Source organism: Pedobacter sp. A2324 (assembly GCF_059693705.1).
The window spans coordinates 883,027-906,629 of sequence record NZ_JCASSK010000002.1 but is presented as its reverse complement, the minus strand read 5'-3'; the positions used below and the strand labels follow the sequence as shown (position 1 = coordinate 906,629).

Here is a 23,603-nt window from a genome sequence, read left to right as displayed (position 1 = left end):
ATTTGAAAATGAAATTACGCTTTACTCTATTATTTTTTATTGCAGTTATTGCCAGTACTTATGCACAAAAGGCACAAAATGTATATCTGTTTAAAGATAACGGCAAACAGGTTGCAGATAAAGCTGATGCCGATTATATCCGCATTATACAAGAGCCGGATTCGGGAAATACTAATTTTAAATTACTGGAATACTATCGGAACGGCAAACGCAAAACAATCGGCGAAGTAAAGTCGTTTGAACCTACACTTATTTTTGATGGGATTATTATGAGTTACGACTCTTTGGGCAAGAGGACAGAGATGATTACCTATAAGGATGGCAGGCCAGCCGGCAGCAGCATAGCCTTTCATCCGAATGGAAAAGTGAGAAGGGAATTAGAGTACCTGACTGTAAGTCCATCTATGAATCAGATGATTGGTAAAAGCAGTTCGGTAAATGATTTTATTTTCAACACCAGTTCAAAGATCATGTTTGATGCAGATTCGTCTGGAAAGGTGAATATAGAGAATGGAAAAGGCCATTTGAAAGTTGTAAATAAATTTGATGATTTTGAATCAGTTGAAGAGGGGAATTATCTCGACGGATTAAAGACTGGTGAATGGACTGGCTATGATACCAAATCACAGACATCATTCAAGGAAAACTATGAGGCTAACAAATTAATAGCTGGTGAAAGTTTGAAAGATGGTATAACGTATAAGTATACAGTAAGTATGCAGGCTCCGGAATTTGATGGTGGGCAAGCCGCATGGAACAGATTTATTGCCTCAACAACGAAATACCCTTCAGATGCACAGAGAAGTGGCGTAAGGGGAACAGTTTATACGAGCTTTGTGGTAGATGGCAAGGGCCGTATTGTTGATATCAAAATTGAAAAATCTGTTTTTCCTTCCCTGGATGAAGAAGCAAGGAGAGTATTGCAATATTCACCTAAATGGGAACCAGGCCGGCAAAGAGGAATTCCTGTTAGGGTAAAGTACAACCAAAGTTTTCACTTTAACCTCCGCTAATATATTGATGAGTGCAATTTTCGAATATTCAAAAATCAAATTCAATAATATCATCGTCCTTTAGCATTTGCTCAACGAATTTCTTATGGTTTTTAGGGGTTCCGGTAGCAATCCAGTTGCCGGTAATGACGTTATTGACCAACGAATGCTTGCCCCGGTTAGGCTTAAGTTTGTTTTCTCTGAATACATCCTCATAGCTCTCCAGATCGCCATGGGCATGTTGTTTTTTGACTATCCTATAAACACGTTTGGTAAAGCGGCGGTCTCCGATTTCCTCTAAAAATGGAAAGATGATCAAAGCTAAAAGTACTACACCCGTAACGCCTATTGCCTGTTCGTAATACCCGGAACCGATAGCCATTCCTATTGCAGCTACAATCCAGATAATACAGGCTGTTGTTAGGCCTTTAACTCTGTTTTCTTCCTTAAAGATTACTCCCGCTCCTAAAAAGCCTATACCTGTAACAATATTCGAAGCAATGCGATCCTGGCTGGTAGGGCCTATTTTAATAGATAGAATAGTAAATAATGTGGCGCCTAAGCCAATCATCATCATGGTTTTTAAACCTGCAGACTTGCTTCTGTATTCCCTCTCAGCGCCTATTATACCACACAGGAGTGTAGCCAGCAAAAATTTATTGACTTCACTTTGGGTAATAAAATGGCTGTTATCCAAAATATCGTTCATTGCCCTTATTTAATGAAAGGCAAATTAATAAAAATCATAACACCTTAGGCCATTTGCCCTACCGCCGCTGGAACTATTTTTATAATATTTTTCATACCCTACTCCAATTTCAGAGGTTCCGCCAGTATTGCTATAATTGATTTTAGATGTGGTGGCATCATGGCTGATACCTAACCTGAATTTTTCACCATTGGTTCTGCGATTGAAGATATCAAAGATTACAGAAAAGACTATGGCATCATTTCCGTTTGCATTTCCATCATTTCTATACCAGATCCCCGCATTAATGCCGGCATATTTATATTGCAATCCTGCGCTATAAGAGCTTACATTTTGCTGTTTATAAGCCACAATAGATGGAATGATGTAACTGCCATCGCGATCATACTGATCAGGGATAAGCGTTAACTTGTAACTTAGGTTCCCAGAAATGCGAACAGGGAGTTTTGCCTGAAAGCCTGAAATCGATTCATCAGGACGGTTTAAGTGATGCGCGGCCAGCCCCATCATAAATTTCCCGAATACCAGGTTGGTACCGGCATTCGCATCCAGATAAAAACGGCTGTCGACACTGGGCCTTTCTGCTCCCGAAATACTACCTGGCAAATATCCTGAGCCAATGTCAATCTGATCGCCAAATACAAGCTTATCCCAATTCAGCTTCTGATTCGTGATTCCCGCTTGTAATCCAAAAGACAGGGTAAAATCATCCCCATCAATAATGTAAGAATAGCTGGCTGCAATATTATTTTTAACCAGGTATGCTGTGCCTTCACTGCTTCGGTTAAATATCAGGCCGATACCGCTATTCATGTTATGGAAATTTAAATCTCCCGACGCACTCATATAGGCATAGTCGCTCGCTAAACCGCTCCACTGGTTCCGATATAAGGCGTTAAAACGCATATCACCTTCAAACTGACCTGTTAAAGCTGGATTTAGATAGATTGGCGCGTTATAAAACTGCGAAAAAATATGATCCTGCCCTAAAGCAATTAGTGGCCCTGCTATCAGCAGCAATAGTAAACTCACCCTCCTCATCATCATCTGATTAAATATATTACACCTGTTTTTCGCGGCGGAGAGGAATCGAATGTCATCCCCTTCCAATCGCTTCCGTTTATGAACTTGACATCTATTTTCCAATAATAAACCCCCTGTGGCTGTTCCTGACCATTGTATGTACCATCCCATCCTTCCAAAGGTGCTCCATCATCAAGCTTCGTGGTTTCCCATAGTAGCTGACCCCATTTATTAAATACCGACATCGTCCATGATGCAATTCCCCTACCCTTAGCTTTAAATGTGCGGATTTCATTTTTAGCGCTTGCGGGCATAAAGGAATTCGGAACACTTAAATTTCCGGGAACGCCTATAATCCTAACCGATTGGGTAGTGGCTGATGAGCAACCCTCCTTGTTTAAAGTTTTCAGCGTAACGGTATATGTACCATTTTCAGCATAAGTGTGATTTGGATTTTGGAGCGTAGAAGATGCGCCATCGCCAAAGGTCCATTCCCAGCTAACAGCATTCATACTAACATCTTTAAAACCGAAGGTATAATTCGGAATAGACAACTCATTTCCGGGACTAACAGTGAATGCAGCAACGGGAGGAGAAACAATGCTGATGAAATTGGATATTGTAGTGGTGTTGGTACAGCCAAGTGTATTGGTGGTGGTTAGCTTAACCGTATAGTTTACGCCCGTTCCGGCATAAGTGTGTTCGGGTTCAAATTGTGTTGATGGTGTTGAACCGTCTCCGAAATCCCACAGGTAACCGACAGCTCCAACACTGGTATTTTTAAACTTGACTAACAAGTTAGTACAGCCACTGGTTTTGTCAGCAGAAAAAGCAGCAGTTGGTTGTGCCCTGACGGTTACTGTCTCAGTAGTGGTGTTTTTGGAACAATCGTTTTCTGCATCCAGTCTGATCGTGTATCTTCCGGGTTTAGTAAAGGTATAGGGATACACGCCAGCCGCGGTTGAGAATGCTGTATTCACCTCACCTGTATCTTCATTGGTAAAAGTATAAACAAAGCTGCTGGCACCGCTGGTGTTATTGACAAAGTTTACGGTATGTGGCGCACAACCAATTTTCTCATTACCATTTACGACCAGTTCGGGCACAATGTTATTGGGAGAAACCCTGATCGTATTAGATGTTGTTTGTTCCCCACAATCATTTTTCGCTGTCATCCTCACCACAAAATCCTTTACAACAAGTGTTTGGAAGGTATGCGGAACCGTTCTTCTGTCGTTAAAAGTTTCAGGGTTAGTGCCATCTCCAAAATCATAGGTATAGGTTGTGCCTGTACTTTCAGGACCAGTATTGCTAAAATTCACGAGCAGAGCCGAACACCCTGTAGTTTTATCAGGAGAAAATCGTGAAACAGGACTAGCTTTGACCATCACAGTTGAAGTGAAAGTAGATGGTCCACATGGTGTTGTAGCGGTTAGTGTTACTGTATAGGTAATGTCTTTACCTGTAGGATCGGGCTGAAAAGTTACTGCGGGTGGTTGTGGAGCAGTTGAGGTAGTACCATTGCCAAAATTCCAGGCGAAGGTTGCATCGGTTAAAGAAGTTGAGGTATTGGTAAAAGTAACGTTCAATGGTCCACAGCCTTGTGTAGCACTCTGGGTAAAAGAAGGTAGCACATCCTGGTAGCTAGAAAAGGTATGTGATGTTTCAGCAGTGCTACAGCCTAGGCTACTGTTAACAACCAGTTTGATTACAACAGTTCTATTTGGCTCATTTATCGTGTAGCCAGGAAATACGGCCTGAACCCCAATCTGTACGTTATCGGCATACCAGGTGTAGGTGGCATTACGATCGGGATATAAGGTTGCTGCGACATTGTTAGCACTAAGTTGGAAGGGCGCACATGCCTTATCGGTCAAAAAGGTTATTTCCGCCTTTGCAGGAGGATTTATCGTAAGTTTTACCTGGTTGCTTGTGGTGCCGGAACATGATCCACTGGAGACATTTCGTCTGTAATAGATTGTGGAAGTCGGTACGGGAGGGGTGTAGTTTATTGCTGTTGCACCCAATACATCACTCCAGGAAACCGCATCTAAGCTAGACTGCCATTGATAGTTATATGTTCCACTACCACCTGAAGGTGTAGAACCTGTTAATGCTGCTGCGGCGCTTCCCTGGCATATTTGCTGGTCTCCGCTAATGGTATTGTTGCTTAAGGTTGGAAGTACATTCACCTGTACACTGTTGCTGACTGAAGTACAAATGGTACTATTTACAAGCCGCCTGTAATAGGCAGAAAGGGAGGCAACTATGGTCAGGTCTTTACCAGTCGCAGATGTTATATTTACCCACGTATTCCCATCAGCACTACTTTGCCACTGGTAAGTAAAACTGCCTGCTCCACCAGCGGGAACGTCGCCCAGTATGCTTACGCTTTGCCCTGCGCAAACCGGTGACGACGAAACAGAAATATTATTGGTAACCGGAGGAAAATAAGTTATAGATGTTTCAGATGAGGAAGGTGGACACCCTGCGAACCCGTTAATTGTCCACCGGAATGTGTAAGTACTGCCCGGAGTTAAGCCCGTTACGGTAGTATTATTCAGGGATGGATTGGTTATGACAATACCTGTTTGTCCGGATGTAAGGGTCCATATACCAGTATTAGGCGCCGGGTTATTCCCATTTAAGGTAATTCCATTGCCGCTACACAGGGATTGGTTTGGGCCGGCATTGGAGACTACCGTACCTGGATTCACGGTTATTGTTGTTGCGGTTGATGCGGCTTCAATACATGCACCACTCTGAACGATTGCGCGGTACTGAGTGGTTACAGTTAAACCAGAATATACCAGTGGATTAGCGGTTGAGGTAATCGTTGACCAGGTAATCCCATTATCGATTGACCTTTCCCAACGGATAATATCTCCAACCTGTCCCGCGAGCGTAATGCTTCCCCCATTGCTACCCGAGCAAACCGTAGCATCACCAGATGTACTCCCCCCTACACTTAAGGGGTTTACCGTTATTTGCACATCATCTGATGCAGTAGAGCAGGATGCATCGCTAATGGTCCATTTAAAAACATAGCTGTTTCCGGGCTGCAAACCTGAGACTACAGTGTTGGCTTGGGTATCATTGGCAAAATTCACCGTATTTGATGCAGACACTACTGACCACTTACCCGAACCAACTATCGGCGTATTACCTTTTAAGGTGTATGTGCTTGCATTGCAAATAGACTCATCCGGCCCGGCAGCAGGTAATGTTGCACGCGGCTGGACGGTTATGGTTACAGAAACCGGGTTTCCTGTACATCCGGCAGAAGAAACAGGAGTAAAAACATAGGTAACGGTGCCGGTTGTTGTACTTGAGTTAAGCAGAATATCATTTACAGTATTCACTGATGTTGGGCTGGCCATCTGACTGTTTCCTGTGATCAATCCTGTAACAGTACTGGTGTAGCTATAATTAACTGCATTGATATTCGACGCTAAAGTAATTGCTGAAGAAGTATTGTCGCATATGATTAATGCCGCAGGCGTGGCTGTCATTACCGGATTGGGACTTACTGTAACTACTAAAGTAAAGGGCGTACCCTGGCAACCATCCTTTTCGGGCACTATGGTGTAGGTTACTGTTACATTGTTTACGGGATCTGAATTGGTGATAACGTCATTAATCGCACCGCTTCCCGACGGTGAATATCCGGCTGCGCCCTGGGTTCCGGCGGCAGTCCAGTTATAAGTAACCCCTGCTACAGACGATGAGGGGGTGTATGAAACATTTGTGCCTGTGCAGATATTCTTTGATGATGCACTATTCAGGCTAATGTTTTCCTTTATTCTCAAAATCACATCATCATTTATTTCATTGCAGGGCGTACCAAGTGTTGTAGTTGCCCTAAGCTGCAATGTGACCAGGCCGCTAGCCTTTTCTGTAGCAGTTGGCGTATACACAGCGTTCAGCACGCCGCGTCCGGGTGAAAAAGTACCTGCCCCCCCTATCCAGGTCTGGCTGTTTACAGATCCTGTTATCGTTGCATTTAAGGTGAAGTTCGATTCATTAAAGCATATACTCTGATCAGGTCCTGCATTAACAACCGGAGCGGTGGTAAATGTGAGTTTCTGGCTGCTGGTAGCAGTTCCGCAATTATTTTTGTGTACTATATTGACGGTATAGCTATCATAGTTGTCAAATTTGATAGATGGATATTTCGAGTTTGCCGTTGTGCCGCCTGTAAAACTATAGGTTCCACCAGCAGCCGCACTTACGGTCCAGGTATAAGTATCGGCCTGGTCTTGCGAAGTACCCGATATTGTGGTTTTAGTTGGACCGGTTGTGGTATTATTAAAATCATATGTAGCCAGGTTACACAGCGTAAAATCGGGAGATAAAGTTGCAACTGGCGAAGCATTTACCACTACTGTTTGAGGTGCGGTAGTCACTGTACCGCAGGAAGGCGTGGTAATGCTAAGCGTGATGGTATAAACACCTGCATTGGCAAAGCTAAACTCCGGTTCTTTACTTGCGGCGTTCGTTCCATTTACATAATTTACGGCAGGCGAGACATTCCAGGAATACACATTAGCTGCTTCACAAATGTTATCCAGCACGGATAGATCGGCCGCTTTTAAGGTAGAGTTACTACATATGGTATTAGTAGGCAAACTAAACGCTGGTTTTGGCGGGTCCTGAATACAGATTTCCATCTCTACAGGATCTGCCGGACATGCTCCGGAGCTGGTAGATTCCAGACGGATGATATGCTTTCCATGTGTAGGAAATTTATAAACAAGACTGTAAGAAAGCGGTTTATTTACCGCTACGGCTGCACCATCAACAAACCAGTTGTAGGTTACCGTATTGGGCTTACATTCAGGCGTATTCGTGTTAGGATCCTCTCCTAAAACGGATGTATTGGCAAAAGTTATATCTGTATTTGTACAACCCGGAGAATTGAATGAAAAGGCGTTTATAGGCTTTACCACGACTTTAGCAGAAGAAGATATTGGTGTACCGATAGTTCCGCAAAAGGAATTCGAGAGGTTAATGGTAACCGGAAAGGCATTATAGATTGTTCCTGCACTGGTTGTTGAAACACTGCCACAAGAGGATCTGATATAGGAGTGGCTTACTGTTCCGCCACTTTTCTTAATATCACAAAGTGAATAAACTGAAGTGGTTTGGTCTCCCCAGGTAATGGTGTAACTATCTCCTGGAAAATTGTACTGTATTCCTGCGGGCGAAACGATGTCTACATTGAATGTGAGCATGCCCAGCGGCAGACATACAATGTTATTACCTGACGTTCCAAATGCAGTAACAATTCTATTATTAACCAGCAGATAAGCTTTGGTGGCTACTGTTCCATTGGGCATTATGGCCTTAACGAAAATGGTATAATGTGCATACTGCGCTGTAAAAGATTGTATAGGTGTGGAAAAGCTGATGTTTGCAGGACTTCCTCCATTGAGCTCGTCAGTTACGGTTGCAGTAACATTACTGTTCGCAGTAGATTCATTGTTGAGGAAAAACTGATTGTTGTCCCTGCTGATACAGGTACCAAAGGTTTCTGTGTTATTTGGGTTTAAATAATTGGAGGTGACTTTGGCCTCAATAGCTGAACCTGCCTTCACTTCAAACGAGGCAGAGCCATTACTAACAGATGCGGGGTTAGTGGTTTTAATCCTTACTTTATAGCCTGTACCAGGTATTGTACCCGCGGGGATGATACCATTAACATAGGTACTATAAAAACCACTATAACTTCCTATTAAAGTTTCGGATGCGAAGCTTCCATTCTGATCGGAAAGGTATAACTGAAACTGGTTGCCTGGATTGATGCAGTTTGTACCCACATTGAACGGAACGGCAATTGTACTTCCAGGGGTATAGGGACCGCCATCAACAGTACCAATAGTTACCTGGGCAAAAGTTTTAGATGTAAAAAAAACTGCCCCTAAAAAAAGGGCAAATAAAAGCCAATTCCTCTTACAACGAATCTTCATAAATCTCTAACAGTAGGGAATGATTTTATTGCGTTTTTAAAGCGATGTTTTGTTGTTGTAAAGCTTTAATTATCCTACTTACTTATGTGTAAGACATATACAACGCATGTAATAATTATTCGAGTACAAAGAACGTAATTTTTCCTTTACACTAACAAAAGTTTACATCAACTCGAACAAAATGAACGGCTTGCAAGGATCAAAAAAGGCCCATTGCGTTCTATTGAAGCATAAAAAAACCCCCAAGGGTTGTAAACCTTGGGGGTATATTTTTACACGAAATTATTTCTCGGTATTTGGATTTAATGATTACATCATTCCACCCATACCGCCACCGCCCATTGGAGGCATAGCAGGAGAACCACCTTCTTCAGGTTCATCAGCCAAAACAACTTCAGTTGTTAATAACATAGCCGCAATAGATGCTGCATTTTCCAATGCTACACGGGAAACTTTAGTCGGGTCGATAACACCAGCACCGATTAAGTTTTCATAAACATCAGTACGTGCATTATAACCATAATCAGCTGTTCCTTCTTTAACTTTCTGAACCACGATAGAACCTTCAATACCTGCGTTTTCACAAATCTGACGTAAAGGTTCTTCAATAGCACGACGGATAATCTGGATACCAGTATTTTCATCTTCGTTAACACCTTTTAAATCAGCGATAGAAGCAACTGCACGAATGAAAGCAACACCACCACCTGCAACAATACCTTCTTCTACAGCCGCACGCGTTGCATGTAAAGCATCATCAACACGGTCTTTTTTCTCTTTCATCTCTACTTCGGAAGCAGCACCAACATAAAGAACTGCAACACCGCCGGCTAACTTAGCCAAACGCTCCTGTAATTTTTCTTTATCGTAGTCAGATGTTGTTGTTTCGATTTGTGCTTTGATCTGGCTAACGCGAGATTTGATATCATCAGAATTACCAGCACCGTTGATTACAGTTGTATTGTCTTTATCCACTACAACTTTCTCAGCAGAACCTAAATAAGTTAAATCAGCATTTTCTAATTTGTAACCTCTTTCTTCAGATACAACGATACCGCCAGTTAAGATTGCGATGTCTTCTAACATAGCTTTTCTTCTGTCGCCGAAACCAGGTGCCTTAACAGCAACAACTTTCAGTGAACCACGGATTTTATTAACTACTAATGTAGCTAATGCTTCGCCATCCAAATCTTCAGAAATGATTACTAATGGTTTACCAGTTTGAACCGTTTTTTCTAAGACAGGCAACAATTCTTTCATGTTGCTGATTTTTTTGTCGTAGATTAAAATGTAAGGATTATCTAATTCAGCCTCCATTTTATCAGCATTGGTTACGAAGTAAGGAGATAAATAACCTCTATCAAACTGCATACCTTCTACTGTTTTAACTTCAGTTTCAGTACCTTTTGCTTCTTCAACAGTAATTACACCATCTTTACCTACTTTACCCATTGCTTCGGCAATTAAAGCACCAATTACCTCATCGTTGTTTGCCGAGATTGAAGCTACCTGCTTAATTTTGTTGTTGTCTTCACCAACAGTTTGCGATTGCTCTTTTAGGTTTGCAACAACTGCAGCAACAGCTTTATCGATACCACGTTTTAAATCCATCGGATTTGCACCTGCAGCTACGTTTTTAATACCTGTTGTGATAATCGCCTGTGCTAAAACAGTTGCAGTTGTAGTTCCATCACCTGCAATATCAGCAGTTTTAGAAGCTACTTCTTTAACCATTTGTGCGCCCATGTTTTCAACCGCATCTTTCAATTCGATTTCTTTTGCAACAGTTACACCATCTTTAGTAATTGCAGGAGAACCGAATTTCTTATCGATAATTACATTACGTCCTTTTGGGCCTAAAGTTACTTTTACTGCATTGGCAAGAATATCCACACCACGTTTCAGGGCGTCGCGTGCTTCTACGTTATATTTTACTTGTTTTGACATTTCTTTTTAAATTTTGATTGATTGTTTGAGAGAATGATTGAATTGGATTTCGATGTATCCTATCATTCAAAAATCACTCATTCTATAATTTTTGATTATTTCCTTGATCAATGCTGAATTCACTCGTTGAGGCATCCAATCATTTGATCATTATTTACCCTACTACTGCGTAGATATCAGTTTCACGCATAATTAAGTAATCTTTACCTTCGTAAGGGAATTCGGTACCGCCGTATTTACCATAAATTACAACATCACCCACTTTTACGCTTGCTTTTTTGCCATCGGCATCTTCCTCAGAAACGGAAACTACAGTTCCTTTTGATGGTTTTTCTTTAGCGGTATCAGGGATATACAAACCCGATGCAGTTTTTTCTTCTGCGGCAGCTGGTTCAACAATTACTCTATTCGAACTGCCAGCAATTGGTTTTAGGTTTAACGCCATAACTTTTATTATTTTTTATTTTGATTTTGTTTTTAACTAAGCTATCAATTAACACTTTTTATGCCAATAGCCTTTCGGGGACAAATTTACACCACTACTGTCAAATTTCTAAACAAATGGCGTATAAGGACAAAAATTAGATGCCAGCTTGGCAGATTGAATCAATGGATAATTCAACAAGCCCTGATTCCAAAAAAAAAGCTTTCCTTTTAGAGGAAAGCTTTTAAATAATTGCCATTATGATGTTATTTCTTTGTAGTATCTGTTGATGCCGGAGTTGTAGCAGCAGGTTTAGTGCTGTTTAAACCGCCACCTAGCGGAGAAGGAGATGGTGTTTTATCTAAACGCTCCTGAATAGCAGAGTTACCTACTGCGGCAGTACCGCCACTGGTTTTTGAAACTGTAGTTATACCTAATGTTAACACTACGATCGCGGCTAATAAAATCCAGGAGCCTTTTTCCAAAACATCGCCAGTACGTTGTACTCCAAACATATTGCTTGTGCCACCACCTGTAGCTAAACCACCACCTTTAGGGTTCTGTATCAATACAAACAAACCTAAAGCTATACACGCAATAATTAATAAAATGATTAAAAAGGTTACCATGGTAATATTATATTTTTTAAAATTTCTTTTCTATAGATTGGATAAGGTCGGCAAAGTAACCACTTTTTTCTGGATATTTCAAACTTAATTTTTTATAAGTATCTATGGCCTTGTGATAAAGCATTTGTTCGATGTAAATCTTAGCCAGAGTTTCGGAAACGAGGTCGTAGTGGTCTTCAGCGCTTTTCTTTGCTTTATTCTCATTATCGATCTGTTCAGGCTTTGGAGGCTTTATTGTTGGATCTTCCTTTAAGAACTTTTCTATAATTTCTGCCCCTTTGGTATCCTTAATCTCTGCCGGGTATTCTGCAAGGTGATCAGCAACCTCAAACGGTGTTTGTATATGAAAAATATGTTCAACATATTGTTGCTGAAATTCTGCTGCATCAGGTTTTTGCTGTTTTTTGGAAAATTCATCCGGCTTGCGGTGTGCATAAGGTTGAAAAACCTGTTCGTGCTCTTTGCGTGTTTTAGCTAACCACCACAAAAAAGTGTATGGAAGCTGATCATCATCATATTTAGAAACACGACTGAAGTCCGGTTCATCAGGGATTACTGTTTCAATCTGCGGAACCTGTTGCACTGCTACTGTATCAATCTTTTTCTCAAATTCAAAAAAATCAATTGTCGCAACACTTTCTATAAATAGTTCTTCTTCACCTTTCAAACCGGTGACTTCATGCTCCATTAGGGGTTTGTCCTCCTCAACGGATACCATATTCAAGACATGAAAGAGTACATTCCCCTGGCTATAGAGTGCTGCTTTGGGAACAAATGAAGCTTCAGCTCTGGCCAACAACAAATGCAGAGGCTGTGCATAAGGATATTCGGCAACCATTTCTTTTAAAAAAGGTACATGCGACTTCCTCACCTTTCCAGGTTCGGCAATTAAATCAGCAAGTAGCTTTTTGTTATCCATGATCTGAGTTTGGTGCTAAGTTAAAAATTGTAGTCGGTATAAAATATTTTGTTTCACATATGGACACCTACCATTGGGCGAAAGCCCTGTTGAAGATATCTTCTGTAAGCTGCCGGTTGATATTTTCTATTGCTGCAGGTATGGCTGCTGCAGTGGGAGAATAATCAAGATACTTTGTAAAGCTCTCTTCAAAACTCTCTTTCTCATGATCTTTTACATTATTACGGTATTTTACAGATACGGTGATCGTTAATCTGTTTGCACCTGCTGTTGGCGTAGAAGTTCCCTGCAAAGCGACCGGCTTTATATCGTACCCTGTGATCCTGCCTTCAAAAACAGCATCGGCTTCTCCCGTACTTACGCTTAAACGGGTTTGGTTACGAATCCTTGTTTTTAACGCTTCGGTAAGCGCATTGGCTAATGTTGGTACAACAAGTGGCGCATTATTTTCGAACACACGTACGTTCACGGATTTTAAGCCATCGGTAGATGCACCACTGAATTTATAAGTACAGGCCGAACTGACGGTTAGGAGGGCAATTAAAGCAATAAGTCTGATTTTCATCTATTTATATCTTAACACTTGTGTGAAATAGAAAGTGATTTTTAAGCTGGAATTATCTCTTAAAAGCTAAAGTATTATAAATTCAACTCTTTAATTTTCCTGTATAGTGTACGTTCTGAAATACCTAACTCCTGAGCGGCAAACTTACGTTTACCTTTATGTTTCTTAAGGGCTTTTTTGATCAGGTCTGATTCTTTATCCACCAATGATAAGGATTCTTCCACTTCCTCAGCATCGTGCGCGAAATATTCGGGGCTTCCATTGCTGTTATTATTATTGTTTGGTGCCGGATGCTGAATGGTAAATGCATGCTCATTTCCTCCAGGCAGCTCAACATCGCGGTAAAGCTGATTGATGTACTGAGGATTATCGGCCAGCACTGTTGCTGTATTCCCTCCATGCTGAATAATTTCAGCAACAAGTTTTTTCAACTCCACCATATCTTTTTTCATGTCGAAAAGCACCTTATACAAAATATCTCTTTCGGTAAAATCTTCTTTCGACTGTGCATTTATTGCCATTGGCAAATTGCTGCCTGCTTCATTTGGGATATAGTTAAGGATAGCCTGTGCGTTAACATTTCTATCTTTTTCGAGCACACAGATTTGCTCAGCGATATTTTTCAACTGACGAACATTTCCGGGCCAGCTGTAATTGGTTAAAATCTGAACAGCTTCAGGCTCCAGGTGAAGCCCTGGCGAACGGTATTTATCACTAAAATCTGCTGCGAACTTTCTAAACAATAAGAAAATATCTTCCTTACGCTCATGTAGCGCAGGGATACGTAGCGGAACCGTATTCAAACGGTAATATAAATCTTCGCGAAATTTTCCGTTTTTTACACGGGTATATACGTCAACATTTGTAGCTGCGATAATGCGAACGTCTGTTTTCTGTACTTTGGACGAGCCTACTCTCAGGTATTCGCCACTTTCCAAAATTCTGAGTAATCGTGCCTGCGTACCCAGCGGCAGCTCGGCTACTTCATCTAAAAAAATAGTGCCGCCATTTGCTACCTCAAAGTATCCTTTTCGTGCTTCATGTGCACCGGTAAAAGAGCCTTTTTCGTGGCCGAATAACTCTGAATCAATCGTTCCCTCTGGAATTGCACCGCAGTTTACGGCGATAAAAGTTCCATGTTTACGGGCGCTCATTTGATGGATAATCTGAGAAAAAACCTCTTTACCGCTACCACTTTCACCAGTAATTAGCACAGACATATCCGTTGGGGCCACCTGACTGGCAATATCTATGGCACGATTTAGTAATGGAGAATTTCCAATAATACCGAATCGTTGTTTAATATTTTGTGTATCCATTCTTTAGTATCAAGTATATAGTATCAGGACTGGCCGCAAATTAAGATCGTTTGCGTTTAAGCCTTGTGGTTCTACACCACGATCTTTCCTATTAGTGTTGCCGAGGTACACCTTTCGATATATACATTGGCATACTGGCCTGGTTTAACGTTCTCAATTGCCGGGAAAATGGCCATTGCACCACTATCCCCTCTTCCGCAATAATCTTTATCTGATTTTTTAGAAGTGCCCTCTATCAGGACTCTAACTGTTTTGCCCACCCATTCCTGCAAGCGCATTAATGAATGCTCCTGCTGCTTAGCGAGTATTTCGGCTAAGCGACGTTTTTTAACGTCTTCAGGAATATCATCTTCCAGTTTACGGGCAGCTAAAGTTCCAGGTCTTTCAGAATAAGTGAAGTTATAGGCAAAATCGTATTGCACATAATCCATCATACTTAAGGTTTCCTGGTGTTCCTCTTCTGTTTCAGTACAGAAGCCTGCGATGATATCTGTTGAAATTGCACAGCCCGGGATAATTTCTCTGATGGCATCGATGCGATTGATATACCATTCGCGGCTGTAAGTTCTGTTCATTAATTCCAGCACACGGGTATTGCCCGACTGGACCGGTAGGTGAATGTAATTGCAGATGTTATCGTATTTAGCAATGGTACGTAAAACCTCATCGGTAATATCCTTGGGATGTGAAGTGGAGAAACGAACCCTTAATTCAGGACTAACCAAAGCTGTTTGCTCCAGTAGCTGAGCAAAGTTTACTGATTCTGTGCCGTCTTCAGAGGTCCAGGTATATGAATCTACGTTTTGTCCCAGCAGTGTAACTTCACGGTAGCCCGCATCAAATAAAGCTGTAGCCTCCTGAATAATTGAATGTGCATCACGGCTGCGTTCGCGACCTCTAGTAAATGGCACTACGCAGAAAGAGCACATATTGTTGCAACCACGGGTTATAGAAATAAAAGCTGTAATTCCGTTACTATTTAAACGAACCGGGCTAATATCTGCGTATGTTTCCTCGCGAGACAGTAAAACGTTTACGGCTTTATGTCCACTTTCTACCTGCTCGATTAAATTTGGCAAATCCCGGTAAGCATCAGGACCCACTACTACATCGACCAGGCGTTCTTCCTCTAAAAATTTTGATTTCAAACGCTCAGCCATGCAACCCAGCACGCCAACAATTAATTTTGGATTACGGCGTTTTTCCGCACCAAATTGCGACAGGCGATTTCGAACCCTTGTTTCCGCATTTTCGCGAATAGAACAGGTATTAATGAATATCACATCTGCCTGATGGTAATCACCTGTAGTTTCAAATCCAGTTTCAGAAAGAATAGAGGCAACAATCTCACTATCTGCAAAATTCATTGCACAGCCGTAACTTTCGATATATAATTTACGGGCATCGGCTTTAAGTGGTGTATCTAAAATTAAAGCTTCACCTTGCCTTGCTTCATCATGCGTCTTATCCTGTACTTGTAAATCAATCATTACTTAAAAACATTTGGAGGATTGCAAAAATACACAAATAAAATTAAAAGTGACAAATTGACATATTTAGTTGTAATGTTTACAAACGAATTATTTTCGGATTGGTCGTATTGGATCAGGTGATGTCTGAACGGACTAACAGATAGCGCATGAAGATACAAACCTTTCACAGTTCTATCTGTTACCTATCGATAAGGCAATAAAATGACTGCTCAAAAAAGAAATAAACTCTGGACCTGGATCGCGTGTATCATTGGTGGATTAATATTAATCGGAGCTTTTGGTGCAATGTTCATTAGTGCGCGATGGAAGCCTATTCTAACGGAAAAAATAAAAGAGGGGGTTTATAATGGCTCTCATCATCTGTATACTATAGATTTTAAAAGCATTAATCTTAATATTATTACCGGAAGTCTGGCGCTGCGTGAGGTAACTTTAAAGCCAGACACATCTGTGTACGATAGTTTGAAAAAGCTAAGTCTAGCTCCTGCGCACACCTTTGAACTGAAATTGAAAAAACTTCAGATTACACGTGTGGGGATTTTGACTGCATATTTCAAAAAACGTGTGGATGTAAATGAAATCAGGCTAGACAAACCATCTATTAATATGATTTTTAGCAAGGTTCCAAAAAAGGCCGATACCGCCAAAGTAGAAAAATCCCTTTATGAGCAGATTTCCAAAACCTTTAAATCGATTCGGGTGCATAGTATCAAAATTGTTGATGCTGACTTTGATTATGTGAATAACTCAGGTGGTAAAAAGGTGAAAAATGCCATTAAGCACCTTGATATAACAGTTGACGATTTTTTGCTGGATTCACTATCGGGACAGGACACATCACGCTTTTATTACACCAAAGATATTGCTTTCAGATTGGCTGGCTATAAATCGGTAACCAAAGACCGAATGTACAATATGAAAGTTGACACTATTACAGGCTCATATGCTACAGGTAACATCACAGTTAAGGGTTTTAAACTCACGCCACTTTATCCGGAATTAGCATTTGCCCGGAAATATAACATTCAGAAAGACCGGTATAATCTTTCGTTTGTGAAAATTGAATTTAATGGTGTTGACTTTACTGGATTAAATACCGATCAAAGCCTGCATGCCAGGTTGTTAAAAATTGGTCCGGGAAAAGTTGAGGTTTTCATGAGCCGCGAGTCGCCTCCTCCTCCAGGACTAGACAAAGGGCGAAATTATCCACATATGGCGCTAAAGCGTTTGAATATTCCGATGATCATTGATACGGTCAAACTGCAGCAAATAGATTTGAAATATTCTGAATATAATCCGGCAAGTAAGAAAACGGGATCTGTAGAATTTAATTCCCTAACCGGAAATATTCTGAATGTGACCAATGACAGTTTACGCCTGGCCAAAAACAATCATTCTAAGGCTAATTTTAATTCCCTTTTGATGGGCAGCGGTAGGCTGAATGTTAAGATCGATTTCAACCTGACCGATAAAAACGGGGCATTTGACTACAGTGGCAGTCTGGGTAAATTTGACTTTAGAAAACTCAATTCATTATCAAAGAACCTTGGTTTAGTTGAAATTGAAAGCGGCTATGTTCAACATATTGATTTTAAAGCAAGTGGAAATCTGCGCTCTGCTACCGGATCAATGAACATGCTTTACAGTAACCTTAAGGTCAAACTGCTATCGGACAACATTGATGGAAATGGCACTAAAGAAAAAGGGTTTCTATCATTATTGGCCAATGCGATACTGGTAAAGGATGAGAACCCAAAAAAGGGCGATGCGCCAAGAACAGCAACGATGACCAACAGCAGAATCAGCTCGGCCTCATTTTTCAACCTGATGTGGAAGACGATATTTGTGGGGATAAAAGATATTGTAGGTGTTGGTATTGTTCCGGAGAAGAACCCTGTAAAGCAACAGAAAGTCATCGCTAAGAAAATACGGCAACAAAAGCGTGAAGACCGACGTGAGGCCCGGAAAGAAAAAAACAGGAAGAACAGGCAGGAGGATCAATAAATTCATTTTATAAATGTATATTGCTGGTAAAACAAGCACTCCCCGTTTATTAAATGCCAGATACCAAGCGCAACCGTTATCAAGTTTATAAGTGGATTACAGGCGTACTATTCGCCATACTTATGTTGCTTTTTGGTTTGGCCTGGTTTTTAAATGTAAAATCGCGCCCGATTCTTACTGAACGGATCAAAACTTTGCTATACAAATCTACAGATAGCCTTTACACCATTAGTTTCTCTAATGTGTCGACGAATATACTGACAGGTAATGCCACACTGGAAAATGTTAGGATCAGGCCTGACACGACACGTTTTAAGCAGCTTATCGGATTAAAACGTGCGCCAAATAATCTGTATACTGTTTCCCTGAAAAAGCTTTCGGTCAAACATTTCCATCCTTTAACTTTATATCAGGAGCAAAAGCTTCAGCTCGATGAGATTATTTTCGACAAGCCGGAAGTATCTATGCAGAATCAACAATTTGCCTTCAATGAGGGGCGTGCACCAAGGCCGGTTAAATCGCCTTATGCTTTTATTTCGAAAAACCTGAAGGAGTTTTCAATCAAAAACATTCTGTTCAGGGATGCCAGTTTCAAGTACATTAATAAAAATCAAACTCACAGCCAGCCATTTTTGATTGACGATTTAAACATCACCTTAACCGATCTTCTTGTGGATTCCACTTCTGCTGAGGATGAAAGCAGATTTTATTTATTAAAGGATATTGTTATTAATCTCAACAACTATGTTTACACGACACCCAATAAAATGTACAACATTAAACTGGATCAGCTTGATTTCAGGGCTACGACAGGAAAGTTAAGGGTAAATAGTTTTGCTCTGGAACCGCTTTACGATGAGATGCAGTTCAGCAAGATACATCCTGGTAAGGAACGGTTTGATATTCGCATGAATGATTTGCAATTAAACGGGATTGACTTACCGCTGTACATCAGCAAGCAGGAAATATGGGCAAAGGAAATGGCTATTGCGCATGGTCAGGTATCAGTATTCAATGGGAATGATGGACTTCCAAGCGCTAGTGAGCGTGCCAAGGAGAGCAAGGTTGGCCGCTTTCCGCATCAGTTATTGCAATTGGTGGAAGTGCCAATCCTGGTACAAAAAATTCAGCTTAAAGATATTAACATTAATTACGGTGTTTTCAATGGTGAAAGCCAGCAAAAGGGAAGAATTTCCTTTGAGAACACCTCCGGTATCATCAAAAACGCGACTAACCTGGATAAAATCAAAGCCATAAATCCCATCATGGATGTTAACCTCAGGTCTTATCTTTTCGGTCAGGGAAAACTTGATGTAAACTTCAGATTTGACCTTAAAGCGAAAGACGGTGCATTTCTTTACAATGGAGTGCTGCATGGTTTCAATGCCCGAATTCTGAACCAGATCACCAAACCGCTGGGACTGGTGAGAATTAACCGTGGGACGGTAGACCAGCTGAAGTTCAGTTTCAAGGCCAATGATGCAGGGGCTCATGGTAAAGTTGCTTTTTCGTACTATGATCTATCTGTGGCGCTAATGAAAAATGATCCGACTAAAGACCATTTAATTACACGGGGATTTCTTTCCTTTTTAGCAAATGCGCTTATTATAAAATCGGAAAATCCAGGCCCAAGCGGAAAGCTGGTTACTGTTGACGTGGATTACCTGCGTCCCAACTACTCCTCTTTTTTCAACATGATCTGGAGAAGCCTGTTTGTTGGAATAAAGTATAGTGTGGGGATTACAGAAGAGAAACAGAATGAGATTAAAAAACACATTGCCAACTTTAAAGCCATGCAGGAAGGGCACCGCCTTCGCAAACTGAAACGGCTGGAACGCAGAAAAAAAACAGAGCAGCGTTAACCTATCATGTTGACTATTGTAACGTTTTATTATCTTTAGTATCTAAATTAAAAAACACAAGTTATGATTATTGCACTCATTATCATCGCCCTGTTATTCATTATTGGGATTTCATTTTACAATTCGCTTATCGGAAAGAAAAACCAGGTTACCAACGCTTTTTCTGCCATTGATGTGATGTTAAAAAAACGCTTTGATCTAATACCCAATCTCGTTGAAGTGGTAAAACAGTACACCAACTATGAACAGGGTACTTTAACCAGGATTGTTGAGCTGAGAGCTAAAGCCACATCCGGAACGCTTAGTGATACTGAAAAAGCACAGCTTGACAGCCAATTAAGCAGCAGCGTAAACGGGTTGATGGTTAATGTTGAAAATTATCCTGATTTGAAAGCCAATACGAATTTCATTAACCTGCAAACCACCTGGACAGAAAGCGAGGAACAGATTGCCGCGGCCAGAAGAACCTACAATGCCACGGTAACAGAATATAATAATGCCATCATGATGTTCCCAGGGAGCATTTTTGCAGGCATGCTCAACTACCAGACTGTTCCGGTACTGGAAACCGCAGCTGATGAGCGTAAAAATATTAGTGCCAGGGATCTCTTCAATAACTAATGTCTTCCAGTATCAATACAAATGTGGCTTTACAAAATGTGTTGGCTGCAATGGAAGTTGAGCGAAAAAAAATAGCTTCAGCTCAAACGAAAGGATATATTTTTATTGCAACCGGAATTGTTTTGGGGATTGTTGTCTTCTTTCTGGGTTTCCCTATAATTGGAATTATTTCGGGTTTACTACCTCTGGTATATGGCGGAATTTTACTATACCAGATCAATGAAGAGTTGCAAGCCTATAAAAATTCCTATAAGCATGATGTAATAGGTGCTGCACTGAAGTTTTTGGATCAGAGCTTAACCATTCAACCTAATATAGGTATTGAGGTTTCGGAGTTTATGTATACGCAATTATTTAACACTGAACCTGACCGGTACAACACAGAGGACCTGGTAAGCGGATCATCGGGGCAAACGAAGTTTTACTTTGCTGAGGTGCATGCTGAATACAAAACCGTTACGCAAACCAAGAATGGCACACGCACTGAGTGGCATGATATCTTTAAAGGAATTATTTTTGCGGCCGATTTTAATAAAGACTTTAATGGCATTACCATTGTCAGGCCGAAAGATTTTGGCAGCTTATTAGGTGCCTGGTTTTCTAAGCATATTTATTCGTTTGGAAATAAGGATGTGGTTCAGCTGGAGAATCCAGACTTCAGTAAAACCTTCGTAACCTATGGGAGCGATCAGGTTGAGGCCAGGTATATTCTGACACCATCTATGATGGAGCGTATTTTAAGTCTGAACAATCAAAGTAAGTACAGCATTAGCCTTTCATTTGTACAATCCAGAATGTACATTGCCTTTCCGCTTATCCGGAATTACTTTGAGGCTCCTGTTTTTAAATCACTGCTCAACCCAGATGCATTAAATGATGATATTAATGCCATCAGGTTTATGTATGATATTGTTCAGGAGCTGGATTTAAATACAAGAATCTGGGGGAAACGCTAATTTTTAATGCGTCAAATAGAAATTAGCTAAGGTGTTTTTTCACGATTTCTTCCAATGCTAAAATGTCGAATGGTTTTGACAGATAGCTATCTGCTCCAGCTTCGTCAGCAAGAGCCGAAATATCATTATTGGCAGAGAAATATATTACCGGAATGTGTTTGAGATCGGGATGGCTTTTTAACGCTCTTGTAGCCTGTATTCCTCCTAAATCCGGTAACCAGTTGTCCATAAAAATCAAGTCGGGCATATACTCCGAAACTTGTTTTTCAATTTCATTAGCGCTTTCTGATGTTTTAATCTCATAACCTGCATCTTCCAGAATAAAGGTGCACAAATCGAGAATATCCCGATTATCATCGAATACAAAAACCTTTTTCAAACTCATTTTAACCTCCAGAATAGCAATTAATTATTTAATTTATTTATGTACTTAGCCATTTCAAAACTATGCAGTAAAACATGTGGCTTCACATTTGAAGCGGCCTGTTGTGGCATGTAAGGCATTATAGCTGTCTCAGGATTCTGTATAACCACAATTCCCCCCAAATTGTTTACAGTTTTTAATCCCTCTACACCGTCCGCATTCGAGCCGGAGAGCAAAATACAAACCAACTTATCCCCAAATATATCTGCAGCAGACTGGAAAGTTACATCAATAGCAGGGCGGGAATAATTTATCTTCTCTGAATAATCTAACGATATACTTCTGTTTTGCTCAATAAGCAAGTGATAATCCGAAGGAGCCAGGTAAACTTGTCCGGGCTGCAATATTTCCTTTTCCTCGGCTTCAGATACCGGTAAAATGGTTCTGTTTCTTAGTAAATCACTCAGGAGCGATTCATTATTGGCTTTTCGGTGAATCACTAAAATAATGGGGAAAGTGATATTTGGACTGAGGTCGGGAAATATTTCGAGCAATACATCTAAACTTCCTGCTGAACCGCCAATGACCAATGCCTCACATCTTGTAGAACCTATAGTTTGCGCCATATTTTCTCCAGTTTCACTCTTTTATATTCTTTTGATTTGGCCCAGAATTCCAGACTTTCTTTACTGCCTAGTGCGAGGTAGCCCAATTTTTCAATGCTGCTATCAAACAGGTTAAATACCTTATGCTGAAGGTCTTTATCAAAGTAGATCAAAACATTTCTGCACATGATAAGCTGGAACTCGTTGAATGAGTGATCAGAAACTAAGTTATGCGTAGAAAATATCATTTTACTATTTAAGCTTTCATCAAATTTAACCAGTGAATAATTAGCGGTATAGTAAGATGAAAAATCTTTTATTCCTCCAGATTGAATATAGTTTTCAGAATACTGTTTCAGGTAGTTCATGGAAAACATCCCTTTTTTTGCTTTCTCTAAAACCGACGGGTTGATGTCGGTTGCGTAGATCAAAGACTTACCCAATAAATTCAGCTCTTTCAACACTATTGCCAGGGAATACGCTTCCTCTCCTGTTGAACATCCAGCTACCCAAACCCTGATAAAAGGGTATGTACCTAACACGGGAAGTACCTCGTTTCTCAAGGCTTTGTAGAAGGATGGATCACGAAACATTTCGGTAACATTTACAGTGATTTCCTCCAAAAACCGTTTGAAATATTGTTTATCACTTCGAATGGTATACCTGAATTCTGCGAAACTCACAAAGTTGTCAAGTGCATACAGACGTGTAATCCTTCTTTTTATAGATGCATGAGAGTATTCCAGAAAATCGTACCCGTGAGTTTCGAGAACATCATTGAGCAATAATTCAATCTGCTCATTATCTATTACATCACTTATCACCTAATTTGTAAATTTTTCTATTTGTACTATTAACTCATCAACATTTATCGGTTTTGAAACATAACCTGAAGCTCCGGCACTCAGGCAGCGTTCTTTATCGCCTACCATTGCCTGTGCCGTAACAGCGAGTACGGGTATGTTCTGCATTTCCTGGGATTTTTTCATCGCAGCAATTGCCTGGTAACCATCCATGTCGGGCATCATCATATCCATTAAAATGATGGATACATTTTCATTTTGTTGTATGATTGAAAAGCCTTCCCGGGCACTTGTTGCGGAGAGGCAATTGAAACCTTTGGCCTTTAGAACAGCCTTTAAGGCAAAAATGTTTCGGTTATCATCATCAATAATCAGAATTGTTTTTTGAGGCATATTAAT

19 protein-coding genes are annotated in these 23,603 nt (G+C 40.7%); 5 read left to right on the top strand and 14 right to left on the bottom strand.

All coding sequences use genetic code 11. The features are described 5' to 3' along the window. Positions 1–8 precede the first annotated feature (8 nt). Positions 9–1,013: a TonB family protein gene (locus AC570I_RS09045; RefSeq protein ID WP_497405207.1), complete on the top strand. Its 1,005-nt coding sequence runs from the start codon at positions 9–11 to the stop codon at positions 1,011–1,013. Positions 1,014–1,041: 28 nt separating this feature from the next. Here the strand turns inward: AC570I_RS09045 and AC570I_RS09040 are convergent, their stop codons facing one another. The 10 genes from AC570I_RS09040 to miaB form a co-directional block, all read right to left on the bottom strand. Then, a complete protein-coding gene (locus AC570I_RS09040) occupies positions 1,042–1,701 on the bottom strand; it encodes an MgtC/SapB family protein (RefSeq protein ID WP_497405206.1) in 660 nt (219 codons plus the stop codon). A gap of 24 nt (positions 1,702–1,725) precedes the next feature. Next, a complete protein-coding gene (locus AC570I_RS09035; protein WP_497405205.1) occupies positions 1,726–2,748 on the bottom strand; it encodes a PorP/SprF family type IX secretion system membrane protein in 1,023 nt (340 codons plus the stop codon). Beyond that, positions 2,745–8,693, bottom strand: coding sequence for a DUF8696 domain-containing protein (locus AC570I_RS09030; protein ID WP_497405204.1), 5,949 nt, complete (start codon positions 8,691–8,693; stop codon positions 2,745–2,747). The genes AC570I_RS09035 and AC570I_RS09030 overlap by 4 nt, the downstream gene beginning before the upstream one ends. A 309-nt stretch (positions 8,694–9,002) precedes the next feature. Continuing rightward, entirely contained in the window at positions 9,003–10,640 is a 1,638-nt protein-coding gene (gene groL, locus AC570I_RS09025) for a chaperonin GroEL (RefSeq protein ID WP_047799631.1), read from the bottom strand. A gap of 154 nt (positions 10,641–10,794) precedes the next feature. After that, on the bottom strand, positions 10,795–11,085 hold the full coding sequence (locus AC570I_RS09020; RefSeq protein WP_029281770.1) for a co-chaperone GroES: 291 nt from the start codon (positions 11,083–11,085) through the stop codon (positions 10,795–10,797). 245 nt (positions 11,086–11,330) lie between these two features. Next, entirely contained in the window at positions 11,331–11,693 is a 363-nt protein-coding gene (gene secG, locus AC570I_RS09015; protein ID WP_047799632.1) for a preprotein translocase subunit SecG, read from the bottom strand. 16 nt (positions 11,694–11,709) lie between these two features. After that, the gene (locus tag AC570I_RS09010; RefSeq protein WP_497405203.1) at positions 11,710–12,612 is read right to left on the bottom strand and encodes a DUF8458 domain-containing protein; all 903 of its coding nucleotides are present in this window, start codon (positions 12,610–12,612) and stop codon (positions 11,710–11,712) included. A 67-nt stretch (positions 12,613–12,679) separates the two neighbouring features. Beyond that, complete coding sequence (locus AC570I_RS09005) at positions 12,680–13,177, bottom strand: LptE family protein (RefSeq protein WP_497405202.1); 498 nt, start codon at positions 13,175–13,177, stop codon at positions 12,680–12,682. A 74-nt stretch (positions 13,178–13,251) separates the two neighbouring features. Next, on the bottom strand, positions 13,252–14,496 hold the full coding sequence (locus AC570I_RS09000) for a sigma 54-interacting transcriptional regulator (protein WP_497405201.1): 1,245 nt from the start codon (positions 14,494–14,496) through the stop codon (positions 13,252–13,254). 71 nt (positions 14,497–14,567) lie between these two features. Next, positions 14,568–15,986, bottom strand: a complete 1,419-nt coding sequence (gene miaB, locus AC570I_RS08995) for a tRNA (N6-isopentenyl adenosine(37)-C2)-methylthiotransferase MiaB (protein ID WP_497405200.1) — start codon at positions 15,984–15,986, stop codon at positions 14,568–14,570. A 204-nt stretch (positions 15,987–16,190) separates the two neighbouring features. Between miaB and AC570I_RS08990 the strand changes: the two genes are divergently transcribed. The 4 genes from AC570I_RS08990 to AC570I_RS08975 all read left to right on the top strand — a co-directional run bounded on the left by AC570I_RS08990 (position 16,191) and on the right by AC570I_RS08975 (position 21,432). After that, positions 16,191–17,993 (top strand): AsmA family protein, encoded by a 1,803-nt coding sequence (locus AC570I_RS08990; protein WP_497405199.1) that lies wholly within the window; start codon positions 16,191–16,193, stop codon positions 17,991–17,993. A 53-nt stretch (positions 17,994–18,046) separates the two neighbouring features. Continuing rightward, positions 18,047–19,855, top strand: coding sequence for a hypothetical protein (locus tag AC570I_RS08985; RefSeq protein WP_497405198.1), 1,809 nt, complete (start codon positions 18,047–18,049; stop codon positions 19,853–19,855). 63 nt (positions 19,856–19,918) lie between these two features. Continuing rightward, entirely contained in the window at positions 19,919–20,476 is a 558-nt protein-coding gene (locus AC570I_RS08980; protein WP_497405197.1) for a LemA family protein, read from the top strand. Beyond that, positions 20,476–21,432, top strand: a complete 957-nt coding sequence (locus AC570I_RS08975) for a DUF3137 domain-containing protein (RefSeq protein ID WP_497405196.1) — start codon at positions 20,476–20,478, stop codon at positions 21,430–21,432. Before AC570I_RS08980 ends, AC570I_RS08975 begins: the two co-directional genes overlap by 1 nt. Positions 21,433–21,454: 22 nt before the next feature. Here the strand turns inward: AC570I_RS08975 and AC570I_RS08970 are convergent, their stop codons facing one another. Genes AC570I_RS08970 through AC570I_RS08955 form a run of 4 tightly spaced genes read right to left on the bottom strand, consistent with a single transcriptional unit; the run spans position 21,455 to position 23,597 of the window. Continuing rightward, positions 21,455–21,817, bottom strand: coding sequence for a response regulator (locus AC570I_RS08970; RefSeq protein ID WP_047799641.1), 363 nt, complete (start codon positions 21,815–21,817; stop codon positions 21,455–21,457). Positions 21,818–21,837: 20 nt separating this feature from the next. Beyond that, positions 21,838–22,422, bottom strand: coding sequence for a chemotaxis protein CheB (locus AC570I_RS08965; protein ID WP_497405195.1), 585 nt, complete (start codon positions 22,420–22,422; stop codon positions 21,838–21,840). Next, positions 22,407–23,225: a CheR family methyltransferase gene (locus tag AC570I_RS08960; RefSeq protein WP_497405194.1), complete on the bottom strand. Its 819-nt coding sequence runs from the start codon at positions 23,223–23,225 to the stop codon at positions 22,407–22,409. Before AC570I_RS08960 ends, AC570I_RS08965 begins: the two co-directional genes overlap by 16 nt. Then, positions 23,226–23,597, bottom strand: coding sequence for a response regulator (locus AC570I_RS08955; protein ID WP_047799644.1), 372 nt, complete (start codon positions 23,595–23,597; stop codon positions 23,226–23,228). Positions 23,598–23,603 lie beyond the last annotated feature (6 nt).